Source organism: Devosia sp. P3_B2 (assembly GCF_056402875.1).
Genome location: NZ_JBFUGO010000005.1, coordinates 37,768 through 56,033 on the forward strand (window position 1 = coordinate 37,768; position 18,266 = coordinate 56,033).

An 18,266-nucleotide genomic window follows, 5' to 3' on the forward strand; every position below is an offset into this window, starting at 1 on the left:
ATGTCCGATTTCGATCTCGTCATCGCCGGTACCGTGGTGTTGCCTTCCATGGTCATCGAGGGCGGTTACGTGGCGGTGCGCGACGGCAAGGTGGCGCATGTGGGCGAGGGCGTGGCCCCGCATGGGCATGAGCGGCATGATTTCGGTCGCGGACTGATCCTGCCCGGCGCGATCGACGCGCAGACCCATTCGTTGAGCCAGAAGAACCAGGAGGACTTCATCTGGTCGACCCGCTCGGCGGCGGCGGGCGGGGTCACGACGATCGTCGACATGCCGTATGACGAGGGCAACCTTGTGTGCTCGGCCGAGGCGGTGCGGATCAAGGTGGCGCATGCTGAACCGCAGGCGCGGGTGGATTTCGCGCTCTACGGCACGATCAACCCCGAGGAGGGCGCGAGCCGGATTGCCGAGCAGGCAGAGGCTGGCGTCGCGGCGTTCAAGTTTTCGACGTTTGGGACGGACCCGGTACGGTTTCCGCGCATCTCGCCGCCGCTGCTGGCCGAGGCGTTTGCCGAGGTGGCGAAGACCGGGCTGACGGCGGGCGTGCACAACGAGGACGACGAGAGCGTTCGCGCCGCGATGGCCATGGTGAAGGCCTCGGGGATCACCGACTGGCGGGCGCATGGCATGAGCCGGCCGCCGCTGACCGAGCTGCTGGCGACGCTGCAGATCTATGAGACCGGGGCGCAGACCGGGTGCGACGCGCATGTGGTGCATTGCTCGCTGAGCCGCGGCTACGACATCGCCGCGGATTACCGGGCGCACGGGTTCGGCGCGACCATCGAGTGCTGCATCCACTATTTGACGCTGGACGAGGAGAACGACGTGCGACGGCTGGGCGGCAAGGCCAAGATCAACCCGCCGATAAGGCCGCGCGCCGAGGTGGAAGCGCTGTGGCGGCAGGTTGCGGCGGGGAACGTGACGCTGGTTTCGACCGACCACGTGAGTTGGTCGGAGGACCGGAAGACCAATCCGGACATGCTGGCGAATGCCTCGGGCGTGCCGGGGCTGGAGGCGATGGTGCCGCTGTTCGTCAAGGGCGCGCTGGAGCGCGGGGTGCCGCTGACCCGGGCAGCGAAGCTGATGGCGGCGAACCCGGCGCGGCATTTCCGGCTAGGGCAAAAGGGGGCGCTGGAGGCTGGGAAGGACGCGGATATCACCGTGCTGGTGGACCGGCCGGTTGTGTACGACGCGGCGCGGTCGGGGCACAACGTGGTGGGGTGGAGCCCGTATAACGGGATTACGCTGCCGTGGACGGTGGCGGGGACTTGGTTGCGGGGGAAACAGGTGTTTGACGGGACGACTGTGGCTGAGCCGGGGGTAGGGCGGTGGGTGCGACCGTGACCCGAAACCTCCCCACGCAGGAAGCCCGCATCGCCGAGGATATCGCCACCCTTGCCGAGATCACCGAGCCCGGACGGCCGTACACGCGGCGCGCCTTTACCCCGATGTTCCTGCGCGGGCGGGAGTGGCTCGTCCGCCGCTTTGAGGCGGCCGGATTGGAGACGCGGATCGATGCTTCCGGCAACCTGATCGGGCGGCGGCGGGGACGCGTTGGCGGCAAAACCATCATGGTTGGCTCGCACTCCGATACCGTGCCGGACGGTGGCCGCTTTGATGGCATCGCCGGGGTGTCGGCGGCGCTGGAGGTGGCGCGGGCGTTGCACGACCAGGGCGTGGTGCTGGAGCATGATCTGGAGATCGTCGATTTCCTCGCCGAGGAGGTGTCAATCTTTGGGGTGTCGTGCGTCGGGAGCCGCGGCATGGCTGGGGTGCGGCCGGCGGAGTGGCTGGATCGGCGCGTCGATGAGCTGACGCTGCGCGAGGGGATTGCCGAGGTTGGCGGCAATCCGAACAAGCTCGAAAAGCGCGAGGATATCGCGGCGTTCCTCGAGCTGCATATCGAGCAGGGGCCGGTGCTGGAGGATGGGCATCTCGATATCGGCGTGGTGGCGGCAATTGCCGGAATCACCCGGATCGAGGTGGTGGTGAACGGGCAGGCCGATCATGCCGGGACGACGCCGATGGGGTCGCGGCAGGATGCGCTGACCACGGCAGCGCGGCTGGTGGTGGGGATCGAGGACCTGGGGACGCGGCTCAGCAAGGGCCGGTTCCATTTCGCAGCGACGGTGGGTGAATTTTCGATCGAACCGGGTGCGGCGAACGTGGTGCCATCTAGGGCGCGGCTGCTGATCGATGCGCGGGCCGAGCGGCGCGAGGACATGGAGAAGTTCGTTGCCGAGCTTGCTGTGCTCGTTAACGCGACGGCAGCCGCCACCGGGGTGGCGATAGAGCCGCCATTGACCATTTCCGACAATTTGCCAACGCCTTGCGACCCGTTCGTGCTTGATACGCTCGACGCGGCAGCTGTGGCCGTGGGGGCGCGCCATCGCCGCATGGCCTCGGGCGCCGGGCACGACACGGCATGGATGGCGCGGGTGACGAAGGCGGCGATGATCTTCATCCCCTGCCTCGGCGGCCGCAGCCATGCGCCGGAGGAATATGCCGAAACGGCCGACGTTGCCTTGGGGGCTGCGGTGCTGCTGGAGGCGGTGAAGAAGCTCGATAAGGACTTGTAGGATGGGTCGCGTACTGACCGAGAAGGATGTGGAGCCGGCGGTGAAGGGCGGGTCCGTCTATGCCGCGGGCGGGGGCGGATGGGCTGACCATGGCCGGATGCTCGGCTATGCGGCGGTGAGTATCGGCAAGCCGGAACTGGTGGACATCGAGGAGCTGGAGCCGCGCGATTGGGTGGCGACATCCGCCGCGATCGGCGCGCCGGCTTCGACCACGCCCTGGGAGATGCAGGGCCGCGACTATGTGAAGGCCGTCGAGCTGCTGCAGGAGGCGCTGGGCGAGCGGCTCGCCGGGCTGATGATCGGGCAGAACGGCAAAAGTTCGACGCTCAATGCCTGGCTGCCGGGGGCGATCCTAGGCACCAAGGTGGTGGACGCAGTGGGCGATATCCGCGCGCACCCCACCGGCGACATGGGCTCGATCGGCATGGCGAGTTCGCCCGAGCAATCGATCCAGACGGCGGTGGGCGGCAACCGGGCCGAGAACCGCTACATCGAGCTGGTGACGCGCGGCGCCACGGCGAAGATCTCGCCGATCCTCCGCACCGCGTCGGATATGTCCGGCGGCTTCATAGCCTCGTGCCGCAATCCGGTGCGCGCCAAGTATGTGCGGCGCAACGCGGCCTTGGGCGGCATCTCGCTGGCGCTGGAACTGGGTGAGGCGATCATCGCAGCGGAAAAGAAGGGCGGCTCGGCGGTGATCGACGCGATCGTCAAGGCTACCGGCGGCTCGATCCTCGCCAAGGGGACGGTGACCAACAAGGACCTCGTCTACACCAAGGAAGCGTTCGACGTCGGCCGGTTCGTCCTCAACGAGGGCGACAAGGCGATCACCATCCACACCATGAACGAGTACATGGCGGTGGACGACGCCGGCGGCAACCGGCTCGCGACGTTCCCGGATGTGATCACGACGCTGGACGCTTCGGGCACGCCGCTTTCGGCTGGGCAGCTGCGGGTGGGGATGTTCGTGTTCATCCTCCATGTCAGCAAGAAGATCATCCCGCTTTCGACCTCGGTGATCGAGCCGGCGGTGTTCCCGCCGGTGGAGAAGGCGCTGGGGATCGATCTTGCGACGTATGCGCTCGACGGGATCAAGCCGCGGAGGAAGGGTGGCGTGAAGGGCTGGGAGTAAGGCCGCCAGTCCTGCGGCCGATAGGCTGGTGCGGGAAACGTACCCCCCACCCTGTCCCTCCCCCTCGAGGGGGAGGAGACCCTGCGGCTATTGCCTTCGTCCCACTGACACCGTTGTCGGCGGCTGGCGTCTCCCTCCCCCTTGAGGAGGGGACAGGGGTGGGGGTTTCTTTCGGGCACGGACGCGGTAGAAAACTCCATGCCAAAACCCAATCCCCGCCATCCGAATTTCCCCATTCCATCCGGTCCGATCCTCCGCGCCAAAGGCTGGCGGCAGGAGGCGTTGTTGCGGCTGCTCGAGAACGTGCTGGCCGTGGGGGAGGACCCTGAGAAGCTCATCGTCTATGCGGCGCTGGGGAAGGCGGCGCGGAATTGGGCGGCGCACAAGAAGATCGTCGAGACGCTGATGACGATGGACGAGGACCAGACGCTGGTCATCCAGTCCGGTAAGCCGATCGGGCTGTTCAAGACCCATGCGCAGGCGCCGCTGGTGATCATGGCGAACTGCAACATCGTGGGGCAGTGGGCCAAGGCCGAGGTGTTCTACGAGCTCGAGAAGAAGGGGCTGATCGCCTGGGGCGGGCTGACCGCCGGGGCGTGGCAGTACATCGGCAGCCAGGGGGTGATCCAGGGCACCTACGAGATCTTCATGCGCATCGCCGAGAAGCGCTTCGGCGGTTCGTTGGCCGGGCGCTTCATCCTGACTGCCGGGATGGGCGGGATGGGCGGGGCGCAGCCGTTGGCCGGGCGCATGGCGGGGGCGGCGATCCTTGATGTCGATGTCGACCCGGAGCGGGCGCGGCGGCGAAAGGAGATCGGCTATCTCGAGGAGATCGCGCCAGACCTCGATGCGGCGCTGGCGCTTATCGAGGCGGCAGTGAAGGAGAAGCGGGCGGTTTCGGTTGGCCTGGTGGCCAATGCGGCCGAGGTCTATCCGGAGATTTTGCGGCGCGGGATCATTCCCGACATCGTCACCGACCAGACCAGTGCGCATGACCTCGTTTATGGCTACGTGCCCAAGGGGATGAGCCTCGATGAGGTGAAGCGGCTGCGGGTGGACGGGCAGGGGCAGCTGATGGCGGCGAGCCGCGCTTCGATTGCCGACCACGTGCGGGCGATGCTGGGGTTTCAGCAGGCGGGCGCCGAGGTGTTCGACAACGGCAACCTGATCCGCACGCAGGCGAAGCAGGCCGGGGTGGAGAATGCGTTCGATATCCCGATCTTCACTGAGGCGTATCTGCGGCCGCTGTTTGCGCGCGCCATCGGGCCGTTCCGCTGGATGGCGCTATCGGGCGAGGCGTCGGATATCGCGCGGATCGATGATCTGGTGCTGGAGATGTTCCCGGACAACAAGATCGTCACCAACTGGATCCGGCTGGCGCGGCAGTATGTGCCGTTCGAGGGGCTGCCGGCGCGCATTGCGTGGCTGGGGCATGGCGAGCGGACGGCGCTGGCGCTGGCGGTGAATGCGCTGGTGCGGTCGGGTGAGCTTGCGGGGCCGGTGGCGTTCTCGCGCGATCATCTCGATGCCGGGGCGATGGCGCATCCCAACATCATGACCGAGAACATGAAGGACGGCTCGGACGCGATTGCCGACTGGCCGCTGCTCGATGCGATGCTGCTCGCTTCGTCCATGGCGGATTTGGTGGTGATCCACTCGGGCGGTGGCGGGTATGCGGGGTACATGACCTCGGCGGGGGTGACGCTGGTGGCGGATGGGACCGAGGCAGGGGATGCGCGGTTATCGCATGCGCTGACCAATGACACGGGGCTTGGCGTGATGCGGTATGCGGATGCCGGGTATGAGGACGCGGTGGATGAGGCGGCGGCTAAAGGGATTGGGTGGTTTGATTTGAGGGGGTGAGGCAGCTCATCTCATCATCCATAGGACGTCATCCCGGCGAAAGCCGGGACCCAGTGCGCTGACCGCTCCACTTGCACCAACCTCTCCGACCTTGCTGTGATGGACCGGATGGGCCTGCGCCTATCCAACCATCGAGCAGTGGATCCCGGCTTTCGCCGGGATGACGGCCGGTGGGCGCGCCGCCCTAGTTCTTCGCCGCCCCGGTCTTCGCGGCCTTCGCCTCGTCGTACCACCACACTGTCGGGAAGCCGATCGAGAACTCGGGCAGCTCGGCCGGGTGGCTGAAGCGGTCCCAGCGGGCGATGCGGGATTTGCGGAGGGTGTAGGTGGGCGTGACGTAGTGGTGGGCGAGCAGCACGCGGTCCAGCGCACGGGTGGCGGCGATGAGGGTTTCGCGGTCGTCGGCGAAAACGATCTTGTCGATCAGGGCGTCGACGCCCTTGTCGGAAATGCCGCCATAGTTGCGGCTGTCGTTCTGCGCGGCGGAGGCCGAGCCCCAGAAATCGCGCTGCTCGTTGCCGGGGGAGAGCGACTGCGCCCAGCCGGTGTAGATCATGTCGAAGTCGTGGTTCTGCACGCGCTCGATGTACTGCGGCGAATCCACCGAGCGGATGCTGGCGTTGATGCCGAGGCGCTTGAGGTTGGTCTGGAACGCCGTGGCGATGGGCTCGATGGTCGGGCCGTTGAGGAGGATCTCGAACGTCACCGGCTGGCCGTCGGGAGTCATCAGTTGGTTGCCGCTCAGCGTGTAGCCGGCCTTGGTGAGGATCTCGTTGGCGGTGCGGAGGCTGTTGCGGAGCTTGGTCGTGTCGCCGTTGACCGGGTTCTTGTACTCGGTGGTGAACACCGTCGCGGGGACGAGGTCCTTGACCGAATTGAGGATCTCGAGCTCCTCGCCCTGCGGCAGGCCGGAAGAGGCGAATTCGGTGCCGTAAAAGAAGCTGTTGATGCGGTCGTACTGGCCGAAGAAGCGGAGCTTGTCGAGCTCCTCGAAGTCGAAGGCGTAGAGCATTGCTTCGCGCAGGGCTTCGCTCTGGAACAGTGGTTTCCTGAGGTTCGGCACGAACCCGACGAGGATGCCCGAGCCGCGATAGGCGTTCTCGAACAGCTCCTTGATCACCTTGCCGTCGGTGACGGCGGGGAAGTTGTAGTCGTTCTGCCAGCGCAGGGCGAGGTTCTCGTCCCACCAGTCGAATTCGTCGCCCTTGAAGCCTTCGAACTCGGCTGTGGTGTCGCGGAAATACTCGTACTTGATCTCCTGGAAGTTGTTCTGGCCGAGATTGAACGGCTCCTTGAGGCCCCAGTAGTTGGGATCGCGCTCATAGGTGATCGAGGCGCCGGGGGAGAAGCTGGCGAGCTTGTAAGGGCCCGAGCCCATCGGCGGCTCGAGGGTGGAGTGGGCGATATCGCGCGGCTTGCCGTCGGCGCCGGTGCCCTCCCACCAGTGCTGCGGCAGGACGATCAGCTGGCCCATGATGTGCGGCAGCTCGCGGTTGCCGCCCTGGTCGAACGTGAAGGTAACCTCGCCGGGCGCGGTGACCTCGGCCTTCTTGACGTTGGCGAAGTAGTTGGCCTGGCTGGGATTCAGCTCGATGACCTTGTTGAAGGTCCACACCACGTCCTCGGCGGTGACCGGCTCGCCGTCAGCCCATTTGGCGCGTGGGTTCATCCGGAAGGTGACCGAGGAGAAATCGTCGGGGTAGCTGAAAGCTTCGGCGAGGTTGCCGTACTGGGTCGAGTTCTCGTCGAGCGAGGGCGTGGTCAGCGTCTCGAACACCAGCCCGATGCCGTCGGCGGGTTCGCCCTGCGGCAGGATCGGATTGAAGGTGTCGAAGCCGCCCATTGAGCTCAACCGCACGACGCCGCCGACTGGCGCATCGGTGTTCACGTAGTCGAACTTCTGGAAGCCTTCGGGATATTTGGGTTCGCCGATCAGCGAGCCGGCGTGGTGCCAGACCTTGTCCTGGGCGATCGCCGGGCTGAACGCGAGGAGCGCGGCGAGGGTGAGGGCGGCTAGCTTGTGCATGAAGGCCTCCATTCGGGGGAGAACGTGTTGGCTGAGCTTAGGGGGGATTGTGGCGGGAATCGAGGTGGGTCGCTTCCGAGCCGGTGGGGGTCTGTTTGCGCCGGACCCCAGGGCAATCACTGCGCCACCTCGGGGGTGGGCACGGCTTCGACGGCGAAGGCGGCGGCCATCAGGGCCTTGGTGTAGTCGGATTTCGGGGCGGCGAAGATCTCGGCGGCCGGGCCGTGCTCGACCACCTTGCCGTTGCGCATCACCATCACCTGGTTGGCGAGGGCGCGTACGACGCGGAGGTCATGCGAGATGAACAGGTAGGTGAGGCCATGCCGATGCTGCAGCTCGCGCAGGAGGTCGACGACCTGCGCCTGGACACTCATGTCGAGCGCGGAAGTGGGCTCGTCGAGGACGACGAATTTCGGTTCGAGCACCATGGCGCGGGCGATGGCGATGCGCTGGCGCTGGCCACCGGAGAACTCGTGCGGGTAGCGAAAGCGGGCTTCCGGATCGAGCCCGACTTCCGTGAGGGCGCGGACGACGCGGGCGTCGCGCTCGGCCGGGCGAAGTTGCGGCGCGTGGACCGCGAGGCCCTCGGCAATGATCTCGGCCACCGACATGCGGGGGCTGAGCGAGCCGAACGGATCCTGGAAGACGATCTGCAGGTCCTTGCGGAGCGGCCGCATGGCGCCCCAGGAGAGCTTCTCGATGTCGCGGCCCAGATAGACGATGCGGCCCTCCGAACCGATGAGGCGGAGCAGGGCGCGGCCGAGCGTGGTCTTGCCTGAACCGGATTCGCCGACGACGCCGAGCGTCTCGCCGCGACGGATGGCGATGTCGACGTCGTCGACCGCCTTGATGTGGCCGACGGTGCGGCGGAAGAAACCGCGCTTGATCGGGAACCAGACGCGCAGCTTTTCGGCGGCGACGATCTGTTCAGCATCGGCGGCTGGCGTCGGGGGATCGCCCTTCGGTTCGGCTGCCAGCAGCTTCCTGGTGTAGGCGTGCTGCGGGTCGGCGAAGATAGTTTCGGTGCGGCCCGACTCGACGATCTTGCCCTCGGTCATCACGTGGGTGATCTCGGCCATGCGGCGGACAATGGCGAGGTCGTGGGTGATGAACAGGATCGCCATCTCGCGCTTCTGCTGCAGCGACATCAGCAGTTCGAGGATCTGCGCCTGCACGGTGACGTCGAGCGCGGTGGTCGGCTCGTCGGCGATCAACAGCTTCGGCTCATTGGCGAGCGCCATGGCGATCATGACGCGCTGACGCTGGCCGCCGGAGAGCTGGTGCGGGAAATCGTCGAGGCGCGAGACCGGGTCGGGGATGCCCACCTCGGTCAGCAACTCGATGGTGCGGGCGCGCGCTGCGGCCTTCCGCATGCCGCGATGGAGGATCAACGCCTCGCTCACCTGCCGCTCGACGGTGTGGAGCGGGTTGAGCGAACTCATCGGCTCCTGGAAGATCATCGAGATGGCGTTGCCGCGCACGCCGCGGATGGCCTTGTCTTCGGCATGCAGCAGGTCCTCGCCGTTGAACAGGACGCGGCCTTTTGGGTGCGACGCGGCCGGATAGGGCAGGAGGCGGAGGATCGATAGCGCCGTGACCGATTTGCCGGAGCCGCTCTCGCCGACCAGCGCCACGGTCTGGCCGACGTGGATGTCGAAGGAGACGCCGCGTACGGCGTGCATCTGCCCGTGCTCGGTTTGGAAATCGACGTGCAGGTCATCAACCTGGAGCAGCGGCCCGTGCATCAACGTGTCCCCGCGAAGGTCTTGCGCGGATCGAACGCATCGCGCACCGCCTCGCCGATGAAGACGAGGAGGGTCAGGATCAGGGAGACGGTGAAGAAGCCGGTGATGCCGAGCCACCAGGCCGAAAGGTTGTCCTTTCCCTGGCTCAGCAACTCACCCAGCGACGGCGAGCCAACGGGCAGGCCGAAGCCGAGGAAGTCGAGGGCCGTCAGGGTGGTGACCGAGCCGGCGAGGATGAACGGCATGAAGGTGAGGGTGGCGACCATGGCGTTGGGCAACAGGTGCCCGACCATGATCTTGAGGTTGGAGACCCCGAGCGCGCGGGCGGCGGCGACATATTCGAAGTTGCGGGCGCGCAGGAATTCCGCCCGGACGATGCCGACCAGCGCCGTCCACGAGAACAGCAGCAGGATGCCGAGCAGCACCCAGAAGCTTGGGGCGATGATGCTGGAAATGATCAGCAGCAGATAAAGCGAGGGCACCGAGGTCCAGATCTCGATCAGGCGCTGCGCGATGAGATCGACCCAGCCGCCGAGATAGCCCTGCAGTGCGCCGGCGCCGATGCCGACGACCGAGGAGAGCACGGTCAGGATCAGCCCGAACAGCACCGAGATGCGGAAGCCGTAGATCAGCCGGGCCAGCACGTCGCGGCCCTGGTCGTCGGTGCCGAGCCAGTGGAAGTTGCCGATGTTGCAGGACGGGTCGTCCACCCCGCCGGGGTAGAACGCGCAGCGCTCCTCGGCGGTCTGCAGCCAGGATGGCTTCGAGGGCACCGCGCCGGTGAGGGATTCGTCGACCGTGCCGTAGGAGTAGCGGATCGGCGGCCAGAACATCCAGCCATTGGCGTTGATCTCGTCGGCGATGAAGGGGTCGCGGTAGATCGTCTCTGCGAGGAAGCCGCCGAACTTGGTTTCGGGGTAGGCGACGACCACCGGGAACAGCAGCTCGCCCTTGTAGCTCACCAACAGCGGCCGATCGTTGGCGATCAGCTCGGCGAACATGGTGAGGATGAACAGGACGAGGAAGATCCACAGCGACCAGACGCCACGGCGATTGGCGTTGAACACCTTGAGCCGGCGCTCGTTGATCGGCGAGAGCACTGGCGCCGAACGAGCCTGATCGGCCGGAGCAAAGACGAGGAAGGAGGAGCGGGCGCCCGCTAGGCTGGCGTGCATCAGACCTCCCGACTTTCGAAATCAATGCGCGGATCGATCCACATGTACATGAGGTCGGAGACCAGCCCGATGACGAGACCCATCAGCGAGAAGACATAGAGCGTCGCGAACACCACTGAGTAGTCGCGGTTGAGCACCGATTGGAAGCCCAGGAGGCCAAGGCCATCGAGCGAGAAGATCGTCTCGATCAGCAGCGAGCCGCCGAAGAAGGCCGAGATGAACGCCGCCGGGAAGCTGGCGATGACCAGCAGCATGGCGTTGCGGAACACGTGCCGGTACAGCACCTGCCGGTCGTTCAGGCCCTTGGCGCGGGCGGTGGTGACGTACTGCTTGCGGATTTCCTCGAGGAAGGAGTTCTTGGTGAGGAGCGTCACCGTAGCGAAGCCACCGACCGCCATGGCGGTGATCGGCAGGGTGATGTGCCACAGGTAATCTAGTATCTGGCGATACCATGGGAGGTTGGCGAAGTTCTCGGACACCAGCCCGCGCAGCGGGAAGATGTTCCAGAAACTGCCGCCGGCGAACAGCACGATCAGCAGCACTGCGATGAGGAAGCCGGGTAGCGCGTAGCCGACGATGACTATGGATGAGGTCCAGACGTCGAATCGCGAACCGTCGCGGATGGCCTTGGCGATGCCGAGCGGGATCGAGACGCCGTAGCCGAGCAGCGTCATCCACAAGCCCAGCGTGATCGAGACCGGCAGCTTCTCCTTGATCAGGTCGATGACCGAGATATCGCGGAAGTAGCTGTTGCCGAAATCGAAGCGGGCATAGTTCCAGATCATGGTGACGAAGCGCTCGAGCGGCGGTTTGTCGAAACCGAACTGCTTCTTGATCCGCTCGAGGATTTCCGGCCTGAGGCCCCGGGCGCCGCGATAGGTCGAGTTGACATCGCTCGTGCTCTTCGCCTCGCCAGTCTGCTGGCCGGCGAAATCGCCCTGCTCGCTGCCGGTGATGCGCTCGGTGGCACTGATGTTCTGGCCGGACATCTGGGCAATGACCTGCTCCACCGGTCCGCCGGGAGCAAACTGCACGATGACGAAGGAGACCACCATGATGCCGAACAGCGTCGGGATCATCAGGAGCAAGCGTCTCAGGATATAGGCGCCCAATGGCGGCTCCAGTCGTCGTGGTCGGTTGAGGCTAGCAACGCAGTACTGTGGGCCGGAATGCGGCAAATCACCAAGGAGTGAATGTCACGGCCGCACCGCGAAACTGACGCCGATGGCGTCGCCGACGGCGAAAATACGGTCGCGGGCCACCGCGTAGGCTTCGCCAGTGAGGTGTTCGAGCATCAGCGGCACTTCGCGCGGCAGACGATCGAGCTGGGTGAGATAGGTGCGGTAGTCGAGGACGCCTTCGCCGATCTGGACTTCATCGAGGTGGAGCGCCGCCTGGTGGTGAAGCTTGATGTCCTTGGCGTGGCACGAGACCACCCACTGCCCGAGCTTGTCGAAGCACTCGCGGATCAGTGCGGCGTTATCGAAATACACCCGCGGCGTCATGATGAGGTTCACCGGATCGAAATGCGCGCCGAACATCGGCCGGTCGATGGCGTGGATCAGCTCGACATAGCTGTCGACGCTATCGGGCAGTGAGTACTGCATCATCTCGAGCGCGAATTTCGCGCGGGTGGGCTTCACCGTATCGAGCAGGTAGCGGACAGTCTCGACTGAGGCGTCGAACGCCTCGCGGCCCATGTTCTCGGCGGCCGGGGCATAATCGGTGCCGGCCTTGAACGAGCCGATGTAGCTGACCGCGCAGCCGGCGCCGACGGCATCGGCGATGGCGAGGCGCTCCACGGCGTAGGCGAGGTTGGTCTTCCGTACTGCTTCGTCGGGCGAGACGAGGTTGCGCCAGATGCCGATCTCGGCGAGAACGACATCGGCCTCGGCAAAGGCCTGCTCGATATTGACGAGCCGGGCAGTGTCGTTGATCGACACCTCCGGCACGTAGGCAGCGCCGTAGCCGAACTCGCGGTGGGCGTGGGCGAAGGCGTATGGGTCGTCGCTGCCGACGGGCAGGCCGTGACCCCCGAGCAGGATCATCAGACGTGGTTCCGCCAGCTGTGCTGCGGGTTGTAGTCGAGTAGCCGGCGGGCCTTGTCGATCGAGAGCAGCGTGCCGTTCTGGCTGAGCTCGCGCTTGTGCGGCACGTTGGGGAACACTTCGGCCATCAGGGACATGTTGGAGCGGCTCATCACCGTGTCGTGGTTGGCGATGATGAAGGGCTCGAAGCCCTTGAACTCGGCCTCGATGCCGCGGCGCACGGCCTGGGCCCCATCGCGGGCGTCGATATAGCCCCAGAGGTTCCACTTGCGCTGCTTGGGGTCGGCGTCGAAGCCGGGGAACGCCTTGTAGTCCTCGATATCCATGACGTTGGAAAAGCGCAGGCCGACGATCTTCAGCTCGGGGTCCCAGCGGCAGAACTGCGCCGCCATGGTCTCGTCGAGGAGCTTGCCGAGCGAATAGGCGCTCTCGGGGCGCGGGAAGTACTCTTCGTCGACCGGCACGTAGGGAGGCGGGGTTTCGAAGGGGAGGCCGAGCACGGTTTCGCTCGAGGCGAAGACGACGTTCTTGATGCCGGCGAGGCGGCAGGCCTCGAACACGTTGTAGCTGGTGGGCACGTTGTTCGCGACGGTGCGGCTATTGGCGAACAGGCCGGGCGCCGGGATGGCGGCAAGGTGGACCACTGCGTCGAACGGGCCCTTGCGCTCGTCGACGCCGCCCATGATCGCCTGTGCCACCTGGCCGAAATCCGTGAGGTCGATGCGGACGGTAGGGCAGATCGGGTCCTTGGGCATCTGCTGGTCGATGTTGAGGACGGAGTAGCCGTTGGTCACCAGGTCCTTGAGCACCGCCCGCCCGAGCTTACCGCTGCCGCCCGTCACCAGAACCTTGGCCATTTCCTCATCCTCCCGAACTGATTTGCGCTGAGCCTAGCACGGGTTGCACCCATTCTGTCACGAGCCTGAACGCACTTGTCACGGCCGGTTCAAGCCGGTTGGCGCAGCCTCGTCTCCAGCGTCAAGGAGGCGGTTCGCTTCATCGCGACCCCTCAACATTGAAAAAGGACTCGACGTGCGGGCCAGCACCCCGCCGCCCCCAATCAGGAGACTGAAATGACCAAGCTCGCCCTCGCCGCGACGTTCGCGGCTGCTATGCTGACTTCGTTCTCTGTAGCTCCGGCCAATGCCCAGCGCGTCCCGCTCGACATTCCATGTACCAGCAACCAGTGCGGCCACGAGGGTTCCTCCAGCCCCGAACGCTGCGGCGATCAACTGGGGCACCTGAAGCGCGTGTACCCGGCCGAGGTTCTCGGCATCGACAATGGCTACCGCGTCTGGATCACCGAACTCTGCCCCACCTCCGACCTGATGCGCTCCGACGGCAACGCTGCCTATCTGCGTACCGCCATCGCCGACAATGACGTTCTGGTCGATGCCCTGAAGGGCAAGGGCTACTTCAGCGACGACGTGTTCGCGGTGAAGATGATGGGTGACGACACCATCAGCCTCTATGTCCACCATTTCGACCGCTAACCTCCCAGAAGTGCTACAATAAACCCTGACGCCGAACCGGCACACGATGCCGGCCGGCGTTGGGTCCGATGCTATCTGGCATCAGGCTCAAAGCGTCACAGGGCACCCGTGCCCCGAACTGGAAAGGAACTGCCGCGGCGAAGCTGCCGCACCACACAGGAGACTGAAATGAACAAGCTTGCTATGGCCGCGTTGGCGGTTGCTACCTTGACTTCCGTCCTGCCGGCCCTTGCGCAGCCGGGCCCCAACTGTCTGGTACGCTGCGAAGAGCCATCGCCCGCCGAGAACTGCGGCGACCAGCTCGGCCACTTGAAGCGCGTGTTCCCCGCCGAAGTGCTTGGCGTCGACAATCACTATCGCGTCTGGGTCACCGAGTTCTGCCCCACCTCCGATCTTATGCGCTCGGATGGCAACGCGGCCTATCTCCGCACCTCCATCGCCCAGAACGATGTGCTCGTCGATATGCTCGGCGAGAAGGGCTACCACGCGGACGACGTGTTCGCCGTCAAGATGATGGGCGATGACACCATCAGCCTCTATGTCCACCGCTTCGACGATCATCGCTGATCGCTAGCCACGGACGGGCGCCGCCGGCGCCTGTCCCTGTCCCTGATCGATGACAGTCTGCGCCACTTCCGCCGCGGTCCGATGATGAACGATCTCTGAATACGGCTCTCACCAGCAGTTCAAACGCCCAGCACTAGTTCCGCCCCAACGACGCGCCGAGAGCGTGGCGAACGGCGGCAGAGGGTGCCGCCGGGCAACCAAACCTGTTGAGAGAAATCATGAACCTGAAACTCATTCTGCTGGCCATGGTGACTGCCATCGGCCTTGCCGCCTTTGCGATGCCTGCTTACGCTCAGCCGACTTCTACCATCCCTGGCGGCGGCGGTGGCTGTACCATCGACTGCGACGATGGCGACTCCGAAGTGGGCGAACCCTTCGATCCGTTCTGCCACGTGGTCGAGTGCGACGAACCGGACGTTGCCGAAGAAGGCTGCATGCTGAACTGCGACGGCCCGGACATTCCGGAAGTCGCCGAAGAGGGCTGCATGAAGAACTGCCAGCCGGGCAAGCCCGGCGGCGATCCGGAAATCCCGGGCAATACCGCGGGCCTCGTGCGCTGCGACGCCAAGATCGGCGACCTGGCCAAGGTCACGGCCAAGCAGATCACCAGCGTCAACGGCAGGGACGCCGTGGATGTCGTGCCGGTTTGCGTCGACAAGAACTTGATCGAGCAGCAGCTTGGTGTCGAAAACCTGCGCCATGCCATCGCCCAGAACGACAAGATGGACAAGGCGCTCGGCAAGGGTGGCTACGGTGCCGATGACGTGGTCGGCGTGGTCGTCGGCCGCAAGGCAGCGGTGCTCTACGTCCACGCACTCTGATCCACGACGCATCGAATATTGAGGGCGGGACCCGCGGGGTCCCGCCCTCTTTTTTTTGCGAAGAAGAAGCGGGACCCGATCGCTGAACCGCCCTGATTTGGCCCGGGCCATTCCTGTAGCCAACCTGAACGGCGTCGTCAGAGGCGGTTCAAGGCAATGAGCCCAACTGCTGGCCATCGGACCAGCAGTAATGCTTCGCGCCCTAAACGCCGTGCGGCGCGCTCGCCGCACCCAGGAGACAAAAATGCCAAAGCTCGCTCTCGCCGCCACCTTCGCCATCGCCGTGCTGACTTCGTTCTCTGCCGTGCCGGCCGGGGCCATCCAGATTCAGCTGGACACCCCGTGCGGCCAGGCCAGTTGTCCTGATGGCGGCTCATCATCCAACTCCTGCGGCGACCAACTGGGTCATCTGAGCCGCGTGTTCCCGGCCGACGTGACCGGCATCGACAACGGCTACCGCGTCTGGGTCACCGAGCTTTGCCCGGGCGGCGAGCTGATGCGCGCGGATGGTAACGCGGCCTACCTCCGCGCCTCGATCGCCCGGAACGACCTGCTCGTCGAAATGCTCGGTGAGAAGGGCTACCACGCCGACGACGTGTTCGCAGTCAGAATGATGGGCGACGACACTATCAGCCTCTACGTGCACCACTTCGAGCGCTGAACGCATCGATCATCGTTTCGATGGGGCGGCGCCGCAGGGCAGCCGCCCCATCCTTTTTGTGGCCGCGACATTGCCCTGCCGATGAATGCTTTCTGAATGGCGGGCTCAGAGCGGGTTCAAACCGGGTGGGGCATGTTCGGGACAACAGATTGAACCCGCTCCGTGAGGACGCCCCAAATGAACAAGAACCATGAGAAGCTACTGGTCGCGACCCTCGCCGGTCTGATCATCGCCAGCGCTGCCGCTTTCGCCATCCAGCCCGCCATGGCCGCTGGCTATGACGTCGAGAGCCCCGCCCACATCGTGGGTGTCAAGAAGTGGGACACGCTCAACGTCCGCAAGTGGCCCGCTTCGTACTCCCAGAAGGTCGGCGAGTTCGAACCCAAGACCAGTGTCTGGGTCGAGCGCTGCATCATCGCGCCGCAGGGCGGCTCGGACTGGTGCCTCGTCGAGCAGCAGGACACCAAGGGCTGGGTGAACGCCAAGTTCCTGAAGATGGCCTACGACTGGGATATCTGATCCCACCGATTTCCCGCCCGCGTTGCTCCAAACGGCGCGTGGCGGGCTTCTACCGACTGACCTCCCATGCACACGTGCCTTTGACTGACCTCCGAACATTGACTTCACGGCCCGGACGCGTTCCCTAGGGAACCTTCCGGGCCTTTTTTCTGTGAGTGCAGTCGTGGACGCCAACCCCATCCTTGTCGAGCAGACGCGCGGCAATTTCGTCGAGAACCGCCACCGTGGCGCCTTCGTCATCTCCGATGCCGACGGCAACATCATCGCCGAGGCCGGCGACATTTCGCGGCCGGTCTTTCCGCGCTCGGCGATCAAGTCGATGCAGGCGCTGGCCATGGTGACGTCGGGCGCCATCGACCGCTTCGGATTGAGCGAAGAGGAACTGGCGCTGTCCTGCGCCTCGCATCACGGCGAAGACGTTCACGTGTTCGGCGTGACGCATTTCCTCAACCATATCGGGCTTGGCGCCGGCGATCTCGAATGTGGGGCGCACCAGCCGACGAACAGCAAGGCACGCGAGGCCCTGCGGGCAGCTGGGCTGGAGCCGAGCCAGTTGCACAACAATTGTTCCGGCAAGCATTCGGGGATGCTGAGCGTGGCGCGCGCGCTGGGTGTCGACACGCATGACTACGTGACGCGTGGGCATCCGGTGCAGGTGGCGGTGCGCAAGGCGATCGAGACGGTGATTGGCGAGCCGCTGAGCGAGGATCGCTGCGGCACCGACGGCTGCTCGATCCCGACCTGGGCAGCGCCGCTTTCGGGCTTTGCGCGTGGGTTCGCCAAGATGGCGACGGGCGTGGGCCTGCCGGACGACCTGGGGAGCGCTGCTCGGCGCATTTTCGACGCGGCGACCCGTCATCCGCTGCTGGTGGCAGGCACGGGGCATCTCGACACGCTGGTGATGGAAGCGTTCGGCGGCCGCGTCATGCAGAAGGGCGGCGCCGAGGGCGTGCAGTGCGGCGCCATCCGTGACAAGGGTTGGGGCTACGCGCTGAAGATCGACGACGGCAACATGCTGGCGAGCCAGACGCTCGTCGCCAACCTGCTGCTGCGCTTCGCCGACCCGGACGCGGCGCAGCGCGCAGTGCTGGAGAAGTTCGCCCGGCAGGTGGTGCGGAACGTGCGCGGGTTCGATGTGGGTGAGATGCGGGCGGCTTAGGGGACGAATGCGTCAGAGATGAAGCTTGCTGCCGGCGTCCTTGAGGATGCCGTTTGCGGTATGACGGCTCATCAGGTTTCGCGGGACGATCAGGATGGTCCCCGCGTCATCGACCCACTTCTCGTGCGAGCCCTTGGCGTTGGTGTCGTATCGAAAGCCGAGCCGCCTAAGCTCTTTGGTCACGGCGCTGTAGTAGCCGTCGACCACTCAGCTGGCTCGCGCCAAGGGCATCTCGAGAACTATCGCCGGCATGAGGTCGCGCAACGGGGTGCTGGCGAAGTCGGCCGACGTCATATGGTTGGCGACGATCAGGTCCGGTGCGACCTCCATCAGGACCGCTTCAAACTCCTCGAAAGTCGGCGCTTCGACGTGGAGGCCGACAATATCGCTCTCCGAGTAGAAGACATTTGCTTCCTCGTCCCACAGCGCGCGCACGCGGAATGTTCGATTGGTCATAGGAAGCGTTCCTGTGATGTGA

18 protein-coding genes are annotated in these 18,266 nt (G+C 65.2%); 10 read left to right on the forward strand and 8 right to left on the reverse strand.

Annotated elements, in window-relative coordinates:
- From AC1DV8_RS08905 to AC1DV8_RS08920, 4 genes are all read left to right on the forward strand, one after another.
- On the forward strand, positions 1 to 1,344 hold the full coding sequence (locus AC1DV8_RS08905) for a dihydroorotase (RefSeq protein WP_477157203.1): 1,344 nt from the start codon (positions 1 to 3) through the stop codon (positions 1,342 to 1,344).
- Complete coding sequence (locus tag AC1DV8_RS08910; RefSeq protein WP_477157204.1) at positions 1,341 to 2,579, forward strand: Zn-dependent hydrolase; 1,239 nt, start codon at positions 1,341 to 1,343, stop codon at positions 2,577 to 2,579. Before AC1DV8_RS08905 ends, AC1DV8_RS08910 begins: the two co-directional genes overlap by 4 nt.
- A gap of 1 nt (position 2,580) precedes the next feature.
- The gene (locus AC1DV8_RS08915; RefSeq protein ID WP_477157205.1) at positions 2,581 to 3,711 is read left to right on the forward strand and encodes a DUF917 domain-containing protein; all 1,131 of its coding nucleotides are present in this window, start codon (positions 2,581 to 2,583) and stop codon (positions 3,709 to 3,711) included.
- A gap of 198 nt (positions 3,712 to 3,909) precedes the next feature.
- Positions 3,910 to 5,574, forward strand: a complete 1,665-nt coding sequence (locus AC1DV8_RS08920) for a urocanate hydratase (RefSeq protein ID WP_477157206.1) — start codon at positions 3,910 to 3,912, stop codon at positions 5,572 to 5,574.
- A 184-nt stretch (positions 5,575 to 5,758) separates the two neighbouring features.
- On the opposite strand, the gene AC1DV8_RS08925 is transcribed toward AC1DV8_RS08920, so the two are convergent.
- From AC1DV8_RS08925 to AC1DV8_RS08950, 6 genes are all read right to left on the reverse strand, one after another.
- Positions 5,759 to 7,600, reverse strand: coding sequence for an extracellular solute-binding protein (locus AC1DV8_RS08925; RefSeq protein WP_477157207.1), 1,842 nt, complete (start codon positions 7,598 to 7,600; stop codon positions 5,759 to 5,761).
- A gap of 116 nt (positions 7,601 to 7,716) precedes the next feature.
- Positions 7,717 to 9,348 (reverse strand): ABC transporter ATP-binding protein, encoded by a 1,632-nt coding sequence (locus tag AC1DV8_RS08930; protein WP_477150111.1) that lies wholly within the window; start codon positions 9,346 to 9,348, stop codon positions 7,717 to 7,719.
- Entirely contained in the window at positions 9,345 to 10,520 is a 1,176-nt protein-coding gene (locus tag AC1DV8_RS08935) for an ABC transporter permease (RefSeq protein WP_477157208.1), read from the reverse strand. Before AC1DV8_RS08935 ends, AC1DV8_RS08930 begins: the two co-directional genes overlap by 4 nt.
- Complete coding sequence (locus tag AC1DV8_RS08940) at positions 10,520 to 11,632, reverse strand: microcin C ABC transporter permease YejB (protein ID WP_477150113.1); 1,113 nt, start codon at positions 11,630 to 11,632, stop codon at positions 10,520 to 10,522. Before AC1DV8_RS08940 ends, AC1DV8_RS08935 begins: the two co-directional genes overlap by 1 nt.
- 84 nt (positions 11,633 to 11,716) lie before the next feature.
- Positions 11,717 to 12,568 (reverse strand): sugar phosphate isomerase/epimerase family protein, encoded by an 852-nt coding sequence (locus tag AC1DV8_RS08945; protein WP_477157209.1) that lies wholly within the window; start codon positions 12,566 to 12,568, stop codon positions 11,717 to 11,719.
- Positions 12,568 to 13,425: an NAD-dependent epimerase/dehydratase family protein gene (locus AC1DV8_RS08950; RefSeq protein WP_477157210.1), complete on the reverse strand. Its 858-nt coding sequence runs from the start codon at positions 13,423 to 13,425 to the stop codon at positions 12,568 to 12,570. The genes AC1DV8_RS08945 and AC1DV8_RS08950 overlap by 1 nt, the downstream gene beginning before the upstream one ends.
- Before the next feature lie 216 nt (positions 13,426 to 13,641).
- On the opposite strand from AC1DV8_RS08950, the gene AC1DV8_RS08955 reads away from it, so the two are divergent.
- The 6 genes from AC1DV8_RS08955 (at position 13,642) to AC1DV8_RS08980 (ending at position 17,788) form a co-directional block, all read left to right on the forward strand.
- The gene (locus tag AC1DV8_RS08955; RefSeq protein ID WP_477150116.1) at positions 13,642 to 14,061 is read left to right on the forward strand and encodes a hypothetical protein; all 420 of its coding nucleotides are present in this window, start codon (positions 13,642 to 13,644) and stop codon (positions 14,059 to 14,061) included.
- 168 nt (positions 14,062 to 14,229) lie between these two features.
- Positions 14,230 to 14,628 (forward strand): hypothetical protein, encoded by a 399-nt coding sequence (locus AC1DV8_RS08960; protein ID WP_477157211.1) that lies wholly within the window; start codon positions 14,230 to 14,232, stop codon positions 14,626 to 14,628.
- 218 nt (positions 14,629 to 14,846) lie between these two features.
- A complete protein-coding gene (locus AC1DV8_RS08965) occupies positions 14,847 to 15,449 on the forward strand; it encodes a hypothetical protein (protein ID WP_477150118.1) in 603 nt (200 codons plus the stop codon).
- A 244-nt stretch (positions 15,450 to 15,693) separates the two neighbouring features.
- Complete coding sequence (locus AC1DV8_RS08970; RefSeq protein WP_477150119.1) at positions 15,694 to 16,110, forward strand: hypothetical protein; 417 nt, start codon at positions 15,694 to 15,696, stop codon at positions 16,108 to 16,110.
- Positions 16,111 to 16,287: 177 nt separating this feature from the next.
- On the forward strand, positions 16,288 to 16,629 hold the full coding sequence (locus AC1DV8_RS08975) for an SH3 domain-containing protein (protein ID WP_477150120.1): 342 nt from the start codon (positions 16,288 to 16,290) through the stop codon (positions 16,627 to 16,629).
- A gap of 163 nt (positions 16,630 to 16,792) precedes the next feature.
- Entirely contained in the window at positions 16,793 to 17,788 is a 996-nt protein-coding gene (locus AC1DV8_RS08980; RefSeq protein WP_477157212.1) for an asparaginase, read from the forward strand.
- A 12-nt stretch (positions 17,789 to 17,800) separates the two neighbouring features.
- Here the strand turns inward: AC1DV8_RS08980 and AC1DV8_RS08985 are convergent, their stop codons facing one another.
- A complete protein-coding gene (locus tag AC1DV8_RS08985; protein WP_477157213.1) occupies positions 17,801 to 17,995 on the reverse strand; it encodes a type II toxin-antitoxin system HicA family toxin in 195 nt (64 codons plus the stop codon).
- A complete protein-coding gene (locus tag AC1DV8_RS08990; RefSeq protein ID WP_477157214.1) occupies positions 17,996 to 18,244 on the reverse strand; it encodes a DUF1902 domain-containing protein in 249 nt (82 codons plus the stop codon).
- Between the last annotated feature and the right edge of the window lie 22 nt (positions 18,245 to 18,266).